Consider the following 18,797-nt stretch of genomic DNA (forward strand, 5'->3'; position numbering starts at 1 on the left):
AGATGCCACAAAAATTTATCGGGTTAAAAGAAAGATTATTTGTTAAAAAGGTTAACGGGTCTGTTTTGATTGTTGTAATAATAGTGATTGCTATTTTGAGCACGGTATTACTGGGGACGATGTCGGCTGTGTTAGCATCGCTGAACCAGAGCACATCTATATATCAGAAATCTGCAACAGGTTATGGAGCTGAAAGTGCGGCAGAGGAGTTTTTATATTATTTTAATCAATTATTGGAGGCTGCAAAGGATATAGCATATGATTATTATTACAAAGCGGATGGGACACTGGAAAATACAAGTCCTGGTAGAGTAAGATTGTTATTGGGGGACGAGAGTTACGAACCGGGGAAGATATTAGATGATTTGCGACACGGGAGGATAACTCAAGATGTAGCAAAGGACAAGGTGTATAAAGGTATGGAAGCGATAATAAAGGATGAGGTAAGTCGGTTTATGAATGACGTGGGTAGTGATGCTTCCATAAAGGTTGAATTTCTGTCGCTGCCGGAGTTTAAGAAGTTATCTGACTTAGTAGAGTTGTATATAAAGCCACATTATGAGAGCCTGACTGGGTATGAACTTGATGATATTACAGTTAATGCATGGTCAGGTACGACAAGTGGGTCTCTTCCTGATGGATATACAATTTACATTGATGTATCTAAAAAGAGAGCAGGAACTTCGTCAGATAAAGAGATAAAGAGAACATTACGATTAGATGTTGGAATAGCTGGTAACAGTGGAGGTTCAGTGAACTTAATTTTGAATCCATCACCAACGTCTGTTCCTTCATCACCGCTTGATTATGCAATATTTTCAAAGGGTGCTCTTAATACTAACAAAAACCTTACTGTCGAAAATGGAAGTGTGTATTCAGGTGGTGACCTAACGATTGACGGTGGTGCGGTGTTTAATATTGACAATTTGATATCAAAAGGTGAGATGGTGATAAATCAAGATAGTGACTCGCGATGTCGTGACAACAATATAGTTGTAAGAAACATAATTTATGTAGAAAAAAGTTTGAAAGCAAATAGGATATCCCCACGCTCAACTAATATTGATGCAAAAACAATTTATGTTGGTCAGGAAATGCAATTATATGGGGCCGGTAGCTATAAGTTTGTACAATTGTTTTCCGATAGCAATGTAAAGCTAGCTGGACCGGGTGTGAACATGGAAGTTTCAACTTTAGCAAGTATAAGAGGGACACTTGAGGTTATTGATGGAGCAACAGTAACGTTGAAAAGCAACAGTGCGGTTTACTGCAATTCATTGGTAGTACGCAATGGTTCTCGTTTGATTCTTGAAAATGGAGCAAAATTATATTTAGCAACAACTCCCGATGCATCCACGATAATATCCATACAAAATAATGGTGGGACAATTTCGTATTCTTCTTCTTTTTCATATCCCTCTCCACCAGCTGAAATTGACGAGATAAGAAATCGGGATTATACCAGTGGATTGCTAACAACACCATTGCCAGCTGATAGTGTAGGTAGTAACCAACTTGGCAGTACTGCAGATACATCTCAGACGCCTCCGCAGATAGTAATATATGGTGAGTCCTATATTAATGATAATGAAGCAAGAATAGAGATATCAGCCAGATTGGGATCACCAATTGTTGATTTCTCAACACTCCAGTTGCATTTAATTTCAAGAGGAAACATTACATTTGTGGGTGGTGGCTTAACCATTATGAATGGTTCAATTATCTCTCTTGGTAGTACTTTTAACATTAACGCTACGGGAAATCCATATGCAGGACTAACGTTGAAGTATCAAATGCCAAGTCCACCCATTCAGCAAGACATTGAGAGTAATACAGGTATTCAACCATCTCAAGCAATATTCACACAAAATGATGCTATCGAAAGAAAAACTTTATATGACATTTTAAGACGAAACATGGTTACAAGGTAGTATGTAGAAAATAATAAATTTGATTATATCAATAAAAATACTTAAAAAGATGGATGTGGAAGCAATTATCAGTTTTAATATAAATTAGTTATCACCATAATACGAAAGTTTAATAATATGTCTGAAAAACATCAAGTTTTGTAAGTTAATAAAGTCTAAGAAAGTGAAATTAATAAAAAAGCTGTGGCATATATCGAAAGGGCAAACCTGTCGAAAGGCAGGGGCGCAAAGCCATGGGCCTGTCGGAAGAAAATCTTCCTATGGTTGCCAGGCTGCCGAAGATATGCCGAGTGATTATTTGTGAATATAATCCTTGGCTAATGGCATCTGGCAACCGTCAGATGCCTTTTTTATATCCATTGTTATTTGGAGTTTTAAAGGGTTAATGAGTTATTAATGAAAAATAAAAGCACAAAGGGAGTGAATAGTATGATTATAATAAATAGAATTACTTTTAATCCAAAAATACTAAAAACTAATATAAGAGGAAGCACCTTAATTGTTGTAATAATAGTGATTGCTATTTTGAGCACGGTATTACTGGGGACGATGTCGGCTGTGTTAGCATCGCTGAACCAGAGCACATCTATATATCAGAAATCTGCAACAGGTTATGGAGCTGAAAGTGCGGCAGAGGAGTTTTTATATTATTTTAATCAATTATTGGAGGCTGCAAAGGATATAGCATATGATTATTATTACAAAGCGGATGGGACACTGGAAAATACAAGTCCTGGTAGAGTAAGATTGTTATTGGGGGACGAGAGTTACGAACCGGGGAAGATATTAGATGATTTGCGACACGGGAGGATAACTCAAGATGTAGCAAAGGACAAGGTGTATAAAGGTATGGAAGCGATAATAAAGGATGAGGTAAGTCGGTTTATGAATGATGTGGGCAGTGATGCTTCTGTAAAGGTAGAATCTTTACCGTTGAAGGAGTTTAAGAAGTTATCTGACTTGGTACAATTATGGATAAAACCCCATTATGAGGGTTTGACTGGATATAAATTTGATGGTATTACAGTTAATGCATGGTCAGGTGTGACAAGAAGTTCTCTACCTGACGGTTATACCATTTACATTGATGTTTCTAAAACAAGAGCTGTAACTTCGTCAGATAAAGAAGTAAAAAGAACATTGCGATTAGACTTTAAAATACTTTCAAGTAGCCCTAATAGTCTGGAAAGTGTTATATCGATCGGGACTATAACTCTTGCGTCTTCAATATTTAACTTATTCGACTATGCACTATATACTAATGGGAACTTTGTGGCAAATGTCAACTTTACCATAATAGGTGGGAATGTGCATACAGGTGGTGATTTACAATCACATGGTGGTCTGCAAACTGACATTAATAATTTAGTGGTAATGGGTGAGTTATCACTGGGTGTGAACGGTAATCCACAAGTTCGCGAAGACAATGTAAAAGTGAACAATGTAACTTATATTAGGTCAAATTTGAGAAGAACAGGTGTTGGAGATAGAAATATTAGCTTGCAGATGGGTAAAACGTACGTGGGGGGAAATGCGGAATTATATGGTAGAGGTAGATATGAGTTCGATGAGTTATACTGCGATGGGGATGTCATAGTTAAAGGTAGTATAGCAAATGCGGTAGATGTTGTAATAAAGAAAATAGGAGTAATCAGAGGTGTGCTAAGAATACAGGATCAGGGGACAGTTACAATAAAATCTGGTGCGGTAGTATATTGCGATTCGATTCAGTTTTTGAACAATCCAACTACGTTAGTAATAGAAAATGGCGCAACCGTTGTGACGAGGATGCCGCCTGACTACAGTCGGATTGTTAATTCAGGTGGAATTATAAATGTAGCACCTTTTATTCCATATCCACCTTTACCTCAAATAATAAGTGATATAAGAAATTTTAATTTTCCTAATAGTACAAGTATACCATCGATAACACCCCATGACTCAGTTCCACCAGCATCAATTGACAGTGCTGCAGATATTTCAAAGTCACCTCCGCAGGTTGTAGTTATTGGAGAAAATTGTGATGCTGGTGAAATTGAAGTTGAGATTAAAAACAGGTTAGCAAGCATTGGCGTTTCACCAGTTCCAAGTCCACTACAATTGCATGTTTTTGCAAGAAACAACATTACTATTTCAGTGGGAACGAGAATATTAAATGGTCAATTGATTGCGTTAGGTAATACTCTTAATATAAATAGTTCGGGCGGGAGTCCATTTGATGGTGTTATATTAATATATGGCTCACCGAGTTCACTCATTCAGAATCAGATAACAAATAGTACTGGATATGTTCCACCTGTAACGATGTCCAGTCGAAGAGATACAATTCAAAGCGGTACTCTGTATAGGGTAGTAAGAAGAAGTATTGTTGTTAAATAATATAAAAAAATTAATAAAAAATATATCATTATTTTTTAGGATTATCTAAAATCAAAAATTTACTGTATCCAATACAGGTTGTTTTAGTTTATTTACATGATAATCCCATCTTTGTTAAGATACATTTCGAGTGTATTTAATTAGTTATTAACTAAGGATTTACCACTTGTATTAATTCATATAAAATTACACTTGCCCCCTACCTGATTAATACAACTTTTTATAATACCACTTTTTATTTCATTTTAGTGTTTAAATTTTATATCTTTGTGGTATAATTATTATAAGTTATGAACACAGTATTTTTTGCATACTTAATTTTGTTTGTAACAACTAAGTATGTCCTTTATCTTGAGTCTCATGATACTGTAGCAAAATTTTAATAGAATTTAGTAGAGTACATATAGTTAGTCATATAACACAATGTGAAAAAAGTTTTGAAAATTTTGTTTAAATAATCTAAACTAGAAAGTAATGAAATATTGAGCTATTCAGACAAGGATTTGACTATTGGGTTGTTAGTGGGAAATTTTTTTGGTATAATTATTGATTCTATAGTTTGCTTGATAAGAAGATAGTAATACAAGAAAGTTGATTATTATCTTTACTCATTGAAGTTTCAGTGAATTGAAAAACTTTAATTGGTACTGAATTCAAACTGTTCCCGAATTATGCCATAAAAACTTTATTTTTGAAACATTAAAGTTCACCTATTTCTCTTATTTGATAACTGCGAAAGTAAATAATATTTTGACTTATAAGCTTTGCTTATACAGCTGTTCGAGATTAGGTCATTCATAATATGTGAATAACTGTTATTAAAATACATCATGCGAAAATTACAAAATATGGCTAAAATAAACTAAGTATAGTACTTATTATGCAAAGGAAATGCAAAGGATAGGTTCTTATGAGAATTCTTAACGATGAGCAGAGCATGTGTAGAAAGTTTCGAAAAAGATTATAGAATTAGGCAAAGAATGCTAGAAAATTACTTATGTAACCAATTAAGGAAGAAGAACTGCTAAATTAATATTTTTAAAGACCTTGCAAAGTTTTTTGTAAGAGAGCTTTTTGGTTTGTTTTTTGTTTAATTATAAACATTCTTGTGAAGAGTTTACATTTTAACTGCCTATAAGGAGAAGGGGAATTTTTTTAAAAAATCTTAAAAGAGTGTGAAAACGCTCATTTTGAGTGTTTTTGCAACTGGCTAAATTATATTATATGTGAGGGAGGAGGTATATATAACATGAAAAAACTTATTATTACTTTTCTGACTTTATTTGTATGCGTATCTGTTTTGCTAATGTCAGTTGTTGTGTTTGCAAGTGTACTCCAAATTATACCAACCAAGGACAAAAGTGAAAATTTGCGTTTGCCAAATAGCGTGGCAGTTGATTCAAAAGGGTTTATAATTGTAGCTGATACAGACAATTGTAGGATAGTTAAATTTGATCCTACTGGTAAGAAAGTTTTTTCAATTGGTATGAAGGGTAATCAAAAGAATCAGTTTTCATACCCTGCAGCAGTTACATGCGACAAGAATGGCAATATATACGTAGCGGATACAGGAAATTCAAGATTAGTTAAGTTATCCTCAGATGGAAAGTGGATTGCTTCATGGGAAAAGGTTAAAGCAAAGCAAGGTAAATTACAGGCACCTATGGGAATTGCTGTAGATCTTAAAGGTTATATATACGTTAGTGATTATTCACTAAGTAAAATTGTTAAATATAACAGTAAGGGAGAATTTGTGTCTGAAATAACAAAGTTAAATACAAATGGAGATAAATTAAATTTTCCTCGCGGTATCGCTGTTGATTCAGCTGGAAATCTATATGTAGCTGATAGTGGAAACAATAGGATTGTTGTTATAAACCAAAAAGGCAATGTTGTTTCTATATATAACAAAATCAATAATTATTTCAAACTTCATCACCCATTAGGTATTGCAATTGATCAAAGTGGCGAGAATATTGCTATCACGGATACTGATTACCATCGAGTTATTTTATATTCTTTAAAGATGAAAAAAGCTTATACCTGGGGAAAAAATGAGAAAAACAAATTTATTTTGAATTATCCGACTGGTGTGTGTTTTGACTTAAAAGGAAATATTATCTTTGCAGATACGTATAATAGCAGAATATTGAAAATTGTAATTAAAAAATAACGAAGTTCAAGTAATAGATTTCTCTCAAAGAATGATTAAGATAATTATATTCTGAAGACTTGTTTACTATGAAAACTGAAATAGGAAATAGAATTAAAGGAAGGAGACCAGAGTTTTTAATTAAAAAACTTTGCATATGGTCTCCTTCCACTTATTTTTTACATTTGCGAGAATTGCGGTGACAATACTTAAAAAACCTGAAAATGTAAGCATAAATAGAAGCAGTTAGTGGTATTCAGAAGGTTAACATCAAATATTTGCGATTGTTACTATATTTTTCTTGCTTTTTCTTTGTAAGCTTAAATTACTTTTTTAATTGTTTAAAAATTATTATGCGCTAAAATTTAACTTAGTTTTACACATTCTTGTTTTTCAGTAAACAGCATTTTGTTTGAGAATAGATTTTATACTATTTATGGTGATTTTAATACTATTTATTTAAATAAAGATAGAATGATAAACGTTTATAGTCTCATGAAAGTTCTACTAGTTTTTTTAATGGTGAGATTTTCAAGGGTAGAAGTAAGTTTACTGGTCGTATCCTCAAAATAACCATGTATATTTAATATAACAGAATTTATTAAAATGCACTATTCATTGGAAGTTTTAGATATGTTTTGTTATTTGCTATCTGTCACTTTTCAAAATAATTCGCATGTTTTTTATAAAAGATTTTTGAGTTTGTGGGTTTGGTTTAAACATAACAAAGCAAACTATTTTTCAATCCTTATAGTTTTTTAATATTTTGCAGAAACGCTCAAGATGAGCGTTATCAAGCTTTATAAAAATTCAAAAAAGTTTGATCACACTCCTCATAATTATAGTAAAATATGATTATATAAAACAAATCTTCTATTATGAGGAGAGTTCCAAAATGTTCAACACCAAACCTAAACAACTTTCATTTTTAGATTTATTCTCCCACCTAAAGGCTTTGGTTTCTTAACAACTCTTGATACCCTCTTGGGCTTGTTCAATAAATTCATCGACTTGTCAAACTACATACCTTCTTCTTTCTATAATGCTTACTATAAACACTTTGGCAAGCATAGATACTTCTCCTTAGAATCTATGCTTCTGTGCTTCCTTGTCCAAAAATTACTCAAACTAAATACCCTTACACAGCTTCGCGCTGTTCTTCTTAACTCTTATGAACTCCGTTTATTTTGTAACTTAAATGGCAATGTCCCCTCTATTTCTACTTTCTCTCGCTTCAGAAAACTATTTAACAGTGAAATCGGGAGTTATAAAAATTGTGTCCATTGCATAATTATTATTACAATAATATAATCACCAAAGGGGGTTCACGATTATGGAAAAAATGAAATTTTTGAGACTTTTAAATATATTGTTATCGAACAAATGCTAAATATGTATTGATTCTTATGATAGTTTTATCTGCCCAGCTCTAAAACAGCTAAAAGTAAAATTTGCTTGATTGCTTTTTGTTATCAGAAAGAACTGTTTACCTTGCTAAAAACGAAAATGACAAAGGCAATGCTTTTTATTGAAGTAAAACTTGTAGCACCTGCTATGCAGCTTGAAATTTCTGTTCCTCGTACACATTCCGGTAACTTTCGGCCTTCTATTCTTTTCTTTCAGCTACAAAAGAGTGGATAGCTTCTACACTGACCTGCTTATATCTATAGTTGTAAATGGAAACCTTGTCGAGAATTTCGTGTTTCCGTCTCAATAGCGAATATTGTAGAGATGTAATATATTGTAACAACATTTTTTAAGAATAGGTACTCCATTTTTCCACTTGCCGCTGACATACTTGTGACATAAGCAGGATGTAGTGCAGAAGGGCATGTAAGTCATGTATTAGCAGAGAGGATGAGTTCAAGACCAAGAGGATGGAGTGAAGATATAGCAGAGACCATGGTAAAGTTATTGAGTTTAAAATACAATGGTTTTGAACTTATGAATGTATATTTAGAGAAGATAAAAGCCAAGAAAGCAGAAAGGCAAGAAGTTAAAAGAAATAGCAAAAGGAATTATAAAGAACGGGAAAAGAGTACGAAAAGGTACGGAAAAGTGGAATAATATACCAGTTATAGCAAATGGTAAAGTTAACCAGTTACGAAGAGCATTAAAGTCTTTGATTAGTTGTAGCTTCTATAATGCAGGTATGTTCTAATAAAAAATTTTTTCCTACAAACTCTTGACACTATCCCGTTGAAAAAGATTAGTTGACAAATTACTGAGTTAATGATATAATTCATATTAAAAGAAAGTATGATAAAACATAAAAAAAATTGAATATGAAGTGGGTAGTCGAAAGGGCAAACCTGTCGAAAGGCAGGGGCGCAAAGCCATGGGCCTGTCGGAAGAAAAACTTCCTATGGTTGCCAGGCTGCCGAAACTACTCGAGGTGTGAAATATTTGATGAGTGGTTTAAAACGGCGTCTGGCAAGGCGCCGTTTTTTTAGTACATGTAAAAAATTAAAAAAAAGAAATAACTATGTATATTCTTCTGTAACACTGAAAAAGCTATCCCCTAACCCCCTCTTTTAACATACATTACACTAGGCATTGGCTGCCATTGATTGGCAGCCAATATTTAACCTTGTATGAACAACAAAAAATTTATTATCACTTCCTAATTTAATCAATAAAATATAACAATTATTTTCACGTCGAATAAATTTATTTGGTTTCCACTTAACAACTTAATATCATGTTGTATTTTTTTGACTCACGATAGAGCAAAATAATACAAATTATTAGAAACATTTATACTATAATTTTGCAATAAAAAAAATATCAGAAATATGAGTATATCTAAGTAATCAAAAATATTTAAGCTGTACTGCATTTTAGACAATTAAACAAACAAATTAGACAAAAAAAATCAATTGTCATCTATCCATTTTAGTTATACAATTAAAATCGAAATAAATTGAATGAGGAGGTTAGAGATTAATGAAGCGTTACAGAAGAATTATTGCCATGGTTGTAACCTTCATATTTATTTTAGGAGTGATATATGGGGTTAAACCATGGCAGGAGGTTAAAGCTGGTTCATTTAACTATGGGGAAGCTTTACAAAAAGCTATTATGTTTTACGAATTTCAAATGTCTGGTAAACTTCCGAGTTGGGTACGCAACAACTGGCGTGGCGATTCAGCATTGAAGGATGGTCAAGACAATGGACTTGATTTGACAGGTGGTTGGTTTGATGCAGGTGATCATGTCAAGTTTAACCTTCCAATGTCATACACTGGTACAATGTTGTCATGGGCTGTGTATGAGTACAAAGATGCTTTTGTTAAGAGTGGTCAATTGGAACATATCTTAAATCAAATCGAATGGGTTAATGACTATTTTGTAAAATGTCATCCAAGCAAATATGTATACTATTACCAGGTTGGGGATGGAAGTAAGGATCATGCATGGTGGGGGCCTGCTGAGGTTATGCAAATGGAGAGACCTTCATTTAAGGTCACCCAGAGCAGTCCTGGATCTACAGTAGTAGCAGAGACAGCAGCTTCCTTAGCAGCAGCTTCAATTGTTTTGAAAGACAGAAATCCCACTAAAGCAGCAACATATTTGCAACATGCAAAAGATTTATATGAGTTTGCAGAAATTACAAAAAGCGATGCAGGTTACACTGCTGCAAATGGATATTACAATTCATGGAGCGGTTTCTATGATGAGCTTTCTTGGGCAGCAGTTTGGTTGTATTTGGCAACAAATGATTCAACATATCTCACAAAAGCTGAGTCATATGTCCAAAATTGGCCCAAAATTTCTGGCAGTAACACAATTGACTACAAGTGGGCTCATTGCTGGGATGATGTTCACAATGGAGCGGCATTATTGTTAGCAAAAATTACCGGCAAGGATATTTATAAACAAATTATTGAAAGTCACTTAGATTACTGGACTACAGGATACAATGGTGAAAGGATTAAGTATACACCAAAAGGATTAGCATGGCTTGATCAATGGGGTTCGTTGAGATATGCAACAACTACAGCATTTTTGGCATTCGTTTATAGCGATTGGGTTGGCTGTCCAAGTACAAAAAAAGAAATATATAGAAAATTTGGAGAAAGCCAGATTGATTATGCGTTAGGCTCAGCTGGAAGAAGCTTTGTTGTTGGATTTGGTACAAATCCACCAAAGAGACCGCATCACAGAACTGCTCATAGCTCATGGGCAGACAGTCAGAGTATACCTTCATATCACAGACATACATTATATGGAGCGCTTGTTGGTGGTCCAGGCTCTGATGATAGCTACACAGATGATATAAGTAACTATGTGAACAATGAGGTTGCATGTGATTATAATGCAGGGTTTGTGGGTGCATTAGCAAAGATGTATCAATTGTACGGTGGGAATCCAATACCAGATTTCAAAGCTATTGAAACTCCAACAAACGACGAATTCTTTGTTGAAGCTGGTATAAATGCATCCGGAACTAACTTTATTGAAATTAAAGCGATAGTTAATAACCAAAGTGGTTGGCCTGCTAGAGCAACAGATAAGCTTAAATTTAGATATTTTGTTGACCTGAGTGAATTAATTAAAGCAGGATATTCACCAGATCAATTAACCTTGAGCACTAATTATAATCAAGGTGCAAAAGTAAGTGGACCTTATGTATGGGATGCAAGCAAAAATATATACTACATTTTAGTAGACTTTACTGGCACATTGATTTATCCAGGTGGTCAAGACAAATATAAGAAAGAAGTTCAATTCAGAATTGCAGCACCACAGAATGTACAGTGGGATAATTCTAACGACTATTCTTTCCAGGATATAAAGGGAGTTTCTAGTGGTTCAGTTGTTAAAACTAAATATATTCCACTTTATGATGGAGATGTGAAAGTATGGGGTGTGGAACCAGGAACTTCTGGAGCAACAACGACTCCAACACCAACACCAACTGCTACACCAACACCAACGCCAACATCGACACCGACGCCAACACCAACACCTACACCTACACCATCACCAACTCCAACTCCAACACCGACAGTGACACCAACCCCAACCCCAACCCCGACACCAACAGTAACAGCAACACCAACACCGACGCCGAGCAGCACACCTGTAGCAGGTGGGCAGATAAAGGTATTGTATGCAAACAAGGAGACAAATAGCACAACTAATACGATAAGGCCATGGTTGAAGGTAGTGAACACTGGAAGCAGCAGCATAGATTTGAGCAGAGTAACGATAAGGTACTGGTACACGGTAGATGGGGACAAGGCACAGAGTGCGATATCAGACTGGGCCCAGATAGGAGCAAGCAATGTGACATTCAAGTTTGTGAAGCTGAGCAGTAGCGTAAGTGGAGCGGACTATTATTTAGAGATAGGATTTAAGAGTGGAGCTGGGCAGTTGCAGGCTGGTAAAGACACAGGGGAGATACAGATAAGGTTTAACAAGAGTGATTGGAGCAATTACAATCAGGGGAATGACTGGTCATGGATGCAGAGCATGACGAATTATGGAGAGAATACGAAGGTAACTGCGTATATAGATGGAGTATTGGTATGGGGACAGGAGCCGAGTGGAGCGACAGCGGCACCAGCACCGACAGTGACACCGACACCAACATCAACACCAACACCGACGCCGAGCAGCACACCTGTAGCAGGTGGGCAGATAAAGGTATTGTATGCAAACAAGGAGACAAATAGCACAACAAACACGATAAGGCCATGGTTGAAGGTAGTGAACACTGGAAGCAGCAGCATAGATTTGAGCAGAGTAACGATAAGGTACTGGTACACGGTAGATGGGGACAAGGCACAGAGTGCGATATCAGACTGGGCCCAGATAGGAGCAAGCAATGTGACATTCAAGTTTGTGAAGCTGAGCAGTAGTGTAAGTGGAGCGGACTATTATTTAGAGATAGGATTTAAGAGTGGAGCTGGGAAGTTGCAGGCTGGTAAAGACACAGGGGAGATACAGATAAGGTTTAACAAGAGTGACTGGAGCAATTACAATCAGGGGAATGACTGGTCATGGATGCAGAGCATGACGAATTATGGAGAGAATACGAAGGTAACTGCGTATATAGATGGAGTATTGGTATGGGGACAGGAGCCGAGTGGAGCGACAGCGACACCGACACCTACACCAGCACCAACTCCAACTCCAACTCCAACAGTAACACCTACCCCAACACCAACGTCAACACCAACCCCGACACCAACAGTAACAGCAACACCAACACCGACGCCAAGCAGCACACCGGGTGTGCTTGGCGAATATGGGCAGAGGTTTATGTGGTTATGGAACAAGATACATGATCCTGCGAACGGGTATTTTAACCAGGATGGGATACCATATCATTCGGTAGAGACATTGATATGCGAAGCACCTGATTATGATCATTTGACCACGAGTGAGGCATTTTCGTACTATGTATGGTTAGAGGCAGTGTATGGTAAGTTAACAGGTGACTGGAGCAAATTTAAGACAGCATGGGACACATTAGAGAAGTATATGATACCATCAGCGGAAGATCAGCCGATGAGGTCATATGATCCTAACAAGCCAGCGACATACGCAGGGGAGTGGGAGACACCGGACAAGTATCCATCGCCGTTGGAGTTTAATGTACCTGTTGGCAAAGACCCGTTGCATAATGAACTTGTGAGCACATATGGTAGCACATTAATGTATGGTATGCACTGGTTGATGGACGTAGACAACTGGTATGGATATGGCAAGAGAGGGGACGGAGTAAGTCGGGCATCATTTATCAACACGTTCCAGAGAGGGCCTGAGGAGTCTGTATGGGAGACGGTGCCACATCCGAGCTGGGAGGAATTCAAGTGGGGCGGACCGAATGGATTTTTAGATTTGTTTATTAAGGATCAGAACTATTCGAAGCAATGGAGATATACGGATGCACCAGATGCTGATGCGAGAGCTATTCAGGCTACTTATTGGGCGAAAGTATGGGCGAAGGAGCAAGGTAAGTTTAATGATATAAGCAGCTATGTAGCGAAGGCAGCGAAGATGGGAGACTATTTAAGGTATGCGATGTTTGACAAGTATTTCAAGCCATTAGGATGTCAGGATAAGAATGCGGCTGGAGGAACGGGGTATGACAGTGCACATTATCTGCTATCATGGTATTATGCATGGGGTGGAGCATTGGATGGAGCATGGTCATGGAAAATAGGGAGCAGCCATGTGCACTTTGGATATCAGAATCCGATGGCGGCATGGGCATTAGCGAATGATAGTGATATGAAGCCGAAGTCGCCGAATGGAGCGAGCGATTGGGCAAAGAGTTTGAAGAGGCAGATAGAATTTTACAGGTGGTTACAGTCAGCGGAGGGAGCGATAGCAGGAGGCGCGACAAATTCATGGAATGGCAGATATGAGAAGTATCCAGCAGGGACAGCAACATTTTATGGAATGGCATATGAACCGAATCCGGTATATCATGATCCTGGGAGCAACACATGGTTTGGATTCCAGGCATGGTCTATGCAGAGGGTAGCGGAGTATTACTATGTGACAGGAGATAAGGACGCAGGAGCACTGCTTGAGAAGTGGGTAAGCTGGGTTAAGAGTGTAGTGAAGTTGAATAGTGATGGTACGTTTGCGATACCGTCGACGCTTGATTGGAGCGGACAACCTGATACATGGAACGGGGCGTATGCAGGGAATAGCAACTTACATGTTAAGGTAGTGGACTATGGTACTGACTTAGGAATAACAGCGTCATTGGCGAATGCGTTGTTGTACTATAGTGCAGGGACGAAGAAGTATGGGGTATTTGATGAGGGAGCGAAGAATTTAGCGAAGGAATTGCTGGACAGGATGTGGAAGTTGTACAGGGATGAGAAGGGATTGTCAGCGCCAGAGAAGAGAGCGGACTACAAGAGGTTCTTTGAGCAAGAGGTATATATACCTGCAGGATGGACAGGGAGGATGCCGAATGGAGATGTAATAAAGAGTGGAGTTAAGTTTATAGACATAAGGAGCAAGTATAAACAAGATCCTGATTGGCCGAAGTTAGAGGCGGCATACAAGTCAGGGCAGGCACCTGAGTTCAGATATCACAGGTTCTGGGCACAGTGCGACATAGCAATAGCTAATGCAACATATGAAATACTGTTTGGCAATCAATAATTAAGTAGGTAAATGAAAATTTAGCGGGGTAGCACAACTATAGGTATGATGTGCTGCCTCGCTAAAATCCTGTATGGAGGTGTTTAAAAAATAGTACAAAAAATAAAGAGGTATAATGGCAAAAATGCATAAAAAAGAGGGGGTTAGGTTTTAAGATGAGAGTAAAAACAAAAATGGGAAAGAAATGGTTGAGTATACTATGTACAGTTGTTTTTTTATTGAACATTTTGTTTATAGCAAATGTAACGAATTTACCCAAAGTTGGTGCGGCTACATCTAATGATGGAGTAGTGAAGATAGATACTAGCACATTAATAGGAACAAATCACGCACATTGCTGGTACAGAGATAAACTTGAGACGGCATTGCGAGGGATAAGGTCATGGGGTATGAACTCTGTGAGGGTAGTGCTGAGTAATGGCTATCGATGGACGAAGATACCAGCAAGTGAAGTAGCAAATATTATATCATTGTCAAGAAGTCTTGGATTCAGAGCCATTGTATTAGAAGTTCACGACACGACAGGATATGGTGAGGACGGTGCAGCATGTTCATTGGCGCAAGCAGTAGAATATTGGAAAGAGATAAAGAGTGTGTTAGAAGGCAATGAGGATTTTGTTATAATAAACATTGGTAATGAGCCGTATGGGAACAATAACTATCAAAACTGGATTAATGACACGAAGAATGCTATAAAAGCGCTAAGGGATGCAGGGTTCAAGCACACGATAATGGTTGATGCACCGAACTGGGGGCAGGATTGGTCTAATACTATGAGAGACAATGCCCAGAGCATAATGGAAGCAGATCCGCTGCGCAATTTGGTATTTTCGATTCATATGTACGGTGTATACAATACAGCGAGCAAGGTAGAAGAATATATCAAGTCATTTGTGGAGAAAGGGCTGCCATTAGTTATTGGGGAGTTTGGGCATCAGCATACAGATGGTGACCCTGACGAGGAAACTATTGTCAGGTATGCAAAACAATACAAGATAGGACTTTTTAGCTGGTCTTGGTGTGGCAATTCGAGCTATGTGGGGTACTTGGACATGGTAAACAATTGGGACCCCAATAATCCAACTCCATGGGGGCAATGGTATAAAACTAATGCGATTGGTGCCTCTTCAGTACCTACTTCAACACCAACACCGACACCAACACCAACAGTAACACCAACTGCTACCCCAACACCGACGCCGAGCAGCACACCTGTAGCAGGCGGGCAGATAAAGGTACTGTATGCAAACAAGGAGACAAATAGCACAACTAATACGATAAGGCCATGGTTGAAGGTAGTGAACACTGGAAGCAGCAGCATAGATTTGAGCAGAGTAACGATAAGGTACTGGTACACGGTAGATGGGGACAAGGCGCAGAGTGCGATATCAGACTGGGCCCAGATAGGAGCAAGCAATGTGACATTCAAGTTTGTGAAGCTGAGCAGTAGCGTAAGTGGAGCGGACTATTATTTAGAGATAGGATTTAAGAGTGGAGCTGGGCAGTTGCAGGCTGGTAAAGACACAGGGGAGATACAGATAAGGTTTAACAAGAGTGATTGGAGCAATTACAATCAGGGGAATGACTGGTCATGGATGCAGAGCATGACGAATTATGGAGAGAATACGAAGGTAACTGCGTATATAGATGGAGTATTGGTATGGGGACAGGAGCCGAGTGGAGCGACAGCAGCACCGACCCCGACAGCGACACCGACACCTACTCCAGCACCAACAGCAACTCCAACAGTAACACCAACCCCAACTCCAACCCCGACACCAACAGTAACAGCAACACCAACACCGACGCCGAGCAGCACACCTGTAGCAGGTGGGCAGATAAAGGTATTGTATGCAAACAAGGAGACAAATAGCACAACTAATACGATAAGGCCATGGTTGAAGGTAGTGAACACTGGAAGCAGCAGCATAGATTTGAGCAGAGTAACGATAAGGTACTGGTACACGGTAGATGGGGACAAGGCGCAGAGTGCGATATCAGACTGGGCCCAGATAGGAGCAAGCAATGTGACATTCAAGTTTGTGAAGCTGAGCAGTAGTGTAAGTGGAGCGGACTATTATTTAGAGATAGGATTTAAGAGTGGAGCTGGGCAGTTGCAGGCTGGTAAAGACACAGGGGAGATACAGATAAGGTTTAACAAGAGTGATTGGAGCAATTACAATCAGGGGAATGACTGGTCATGGATGCAGAGCATGACGAATTATGGAGAGAATACGAAGGTAACTGCGTATATAGATGGAGTATTGGTATGGGGACAGGAGCCGAGTGGAGCGACAGCAGCACCGACCCCGACAGCGACACCGACACCTACACCAGCACCAACTCCAACTCCAACAGTAACACCTACCCCAACCCCAACCCCGACACCAACATCAACACCAACATCAACGGCAACGTCAATTCCATTACCAACAGTATCACCATCGTCGGCTGTTATTGAAATAGCAATAAATACAAATAAAGATAGGTCACCAATTAGCCCGTACATTTATGGTGCAAACCAGGATATTGAAGGTGTAGTTCATCCTGCAAGAAGGTTAGGTGGAAACAGACTAACAGGATACAATTGGGAAAACAACTTTTCAAATGCGGGGAACGATTGGTATCATTCAAGTGACGATTATTTGTGCTGGAGCATGGGAATTTCTGGTGAAGATGCGAAGGTTCCAGCAGCAGTGGTATCTAAATTTCATGAGTATTCCCTTAAAAATAATGCTTATTCTGCTGTAACTTTGCAAATGGCAGGATATGTGTCAAAAGATAATTATGGTACTGTTAGTGAAAATGAAACAGCTCCATCTAACAGGTGGGCAGAGGTAAAATTTAAGAAGGATGCTCCTTTATCTTTGAATCCAGACTTGAATGATAACTTTGTTTATATGGATGAATTCATAAATTATTTGATAAACAAATACGGAATGGCTTCTTCACCTACCGGGATAAAAGGGTATATACTTGATAATGAGCCTGATTTGTGGGCATCAACACATCCACGTATACATCCTAATAAGGTCACATGCAAAGAGTTGATTGATAAATCTGTTGAACTGGCAAAAGTTATAAAAACCCTTGATCCATCAGCTGAAGTTTTTGGATATGCATCATATGGGTTTATGGGTTATTATAGTCTCCAAGATGCGCCTGATTGGAATCAAGTTAAAGGAGATCATAGATGGTTTATAAGCTGGTATCTGGAACAGATGAAAAAAGCATCAGACAGTTATGGAAAAAGATTATTAGATGTGCTTGATTTACACTGGTATCCAGAGGCACGAGGTGGAAATATTCGCGTGTGCTTTGATGGCGAAAATGACACATCAAAAGAAGTTGCTATAGCTAGGATGCAAGCTCCAAGAACACTATGGGACCCGACCTATAAAACATCAGTGAAAGGGCAAATTACAGCTGGTGAGAACAGCTGGATAAACCAGTGGTTTTCAGATTATTTGCCTATAATTCCAACCATAAATGCGGACATAGAGAAATATTATCCTGGTACAAAACTTGCTATTAGCGAATTCGATTATGGCGGTCGAAATCATATTTCAGGGGGAATTGCTTTAGCTGATGTTCTTGGTATATTTGGTAAATATGGAGTGTACTTTGCAGCAAGATGGGGCGATTCTGGTAGTTATGCAGCGGCTGCATATAACATTTATCTTAATTATGATGGAAAAGGCTCAAAATATGGCAATACAAATGTAAGTGCTAATACAAGTGATGTTGAAAATATGCCAGTTTATGCCTCAATAAATGGGCAGGATGAATCTGAACTTCATATTATTCTAATAAACAGAAACTATGACAAAAAATTGCCTGCGAAGATCAGCATTACAAGCTCAAAAAACTATACAAAAGCAGAAATTTATGGTTTTGACAGTAATAGTCCTATTGTCAGAAAAATGGGAAGTATGGATAATATAAAAAACAATGTTTTAACTATTGAGGTACCTAATTTAACAGTTTATCATATTGTTTTGTATTAAACATCTATACAAACTAAATAAATCATTTAAAGTAATTTAGACAATTTCATAAGGATAGATGTTTATGTTGGCTATGGTGCCATTGCTATATTATTTGCAGAATGTGTGGTATTGCTGTCATGATTTCAATAACAATATATGGTATGTATTTATCCATAGGCGTTACAAAGTGCAGGACAGTGTTTATATCCA

Annotated in this window: 5 protein-coding genes, 3 pseudogenes and 2 riboswitches; all 8 genes and pseudogenes read left to right on the forward strand. The window is 37.8% G+C overall.

Going from position 1 to position 18,797, the window contains the following annotated elements; translation table 11 throughout:
• The first annotated feature begins 2 nt into the window (after nucleotides 1–2).
• The 8 genes and pseudogenes from CALKRO_RS04245 (at nucleotide 3) to CALKRO_RS04275 (ending at nucleotide 18,605) form a co-directional block, all read left to right on the forward strand.
• Nucleotides 3–1,931, forward strand: coding sequence for a tapirin (locus CALKRO_RS04245; protein WP_013429865.1), 1,929 nt, complete (start codon nucleotides 3–5; stop codon nucleotides 1,929–1,931).
• Between the two features lie 190 nt (nucleotides 1,932–2,121).
• Nucleotides 2,122–2,211: riboswitch (cyclic di-GMP riboswitch) on the forward strand.
• A 149-nt stretch (nucleotides 2,212–2,360) separates the two neighbouring features.
• A complete protein-coding gene (locus CALKRO_RS04250) occupies nucleotides 2,361–4,310 on the forward strand; it encodes a tapirin (RefSeq protein WP_013429866.1) in 1,950 nt (649 codons plus the stop codon).
• 1,249 nt (nucleotides 4,311–5,559) lie between these two features.
• A complete protein-coding gene (locus CALKRO_RS04255) occupies nucleotides 5,560–6,483 on the forward strand; it encodes an NHL repeat-containing protein (RefSeq protein ID WP_013429867.1) in 924 nt (307 codons plus the stop codon).
• Nucleotides 6,484–7,357: 874 nt separating this feature from the next.
• Nucleotides 7,358–7,722, forward strand: a pseudogene (locus CALKRO_RS13515) (transposase); the annotation flags it as partial.
• Nucleotides 7,723–7,845: 123 nt separating this feature from the next.
• Nucleotides 7,846–8,143: pseudogene (locus CALKRO_RS13520) on the forward strand (transposase); the annotation flags it as partial.
• Between the two features lie 131 nt (nucleotides 8,144–8,274).
• A pseudogene (locus tag CALKRO_RS13525) lies at nucleotides 8,275–8,623 on the forward strand (UPF0236 family transposase-like protein); the annotation flags it as partial.
• A 134-nt stretch (nucleotides 8,624–8,757) separates the two neighbouring features.
• Nucleotides 8,758–8,847, forward strand: a riboswitch (cyclic di-GMP riboswitch).
• Nucleotides 8,848–9,408: 561 nt separating this feature from the next.
• On the forward strand, nucleotides 9,409–14,598 hold the full coding sequence (locus CALKRO_RS04270) for a glycoside hydrolase family 48 protein (protein ID WP_013429868.1): 5,190 nt from the start codon (nucleotides 9,409–9,411) through the stop codon (nucleotides 14,596–14,598).
• 155 nt (nucleotides 14,599–14,753) lie between these two features.
• On the forward strand, nucleotides 14,754–18,605 hold the full coding sequence (locus tag CALKRO_RS04275; protein ID WP_013429869.1) for a glycoside hydrolase family 44 protein: 3,852 nt from the start codon (nucleotides 14,754–14,756) through the stop codon (nucleotides 18,603–18,605).
• Nucleotides 18,606–18,797 lie beyond the last annotated feature (192 nt).

It is taken from the genome of Caldicellulosiruptor kronotskyensis 2002, from assembly GCF_000166775.1.
In the GTDB taxonomy this organism is placed as follows: domain Bacteria; phylum Bacillota; class Thermoanaerobacteria; order Caldicellulosiruptorales; family Caldicellulosiruptoraceae; genus Caldicellulosiruptor; species Caldicellulosiruptor kronotskyensis.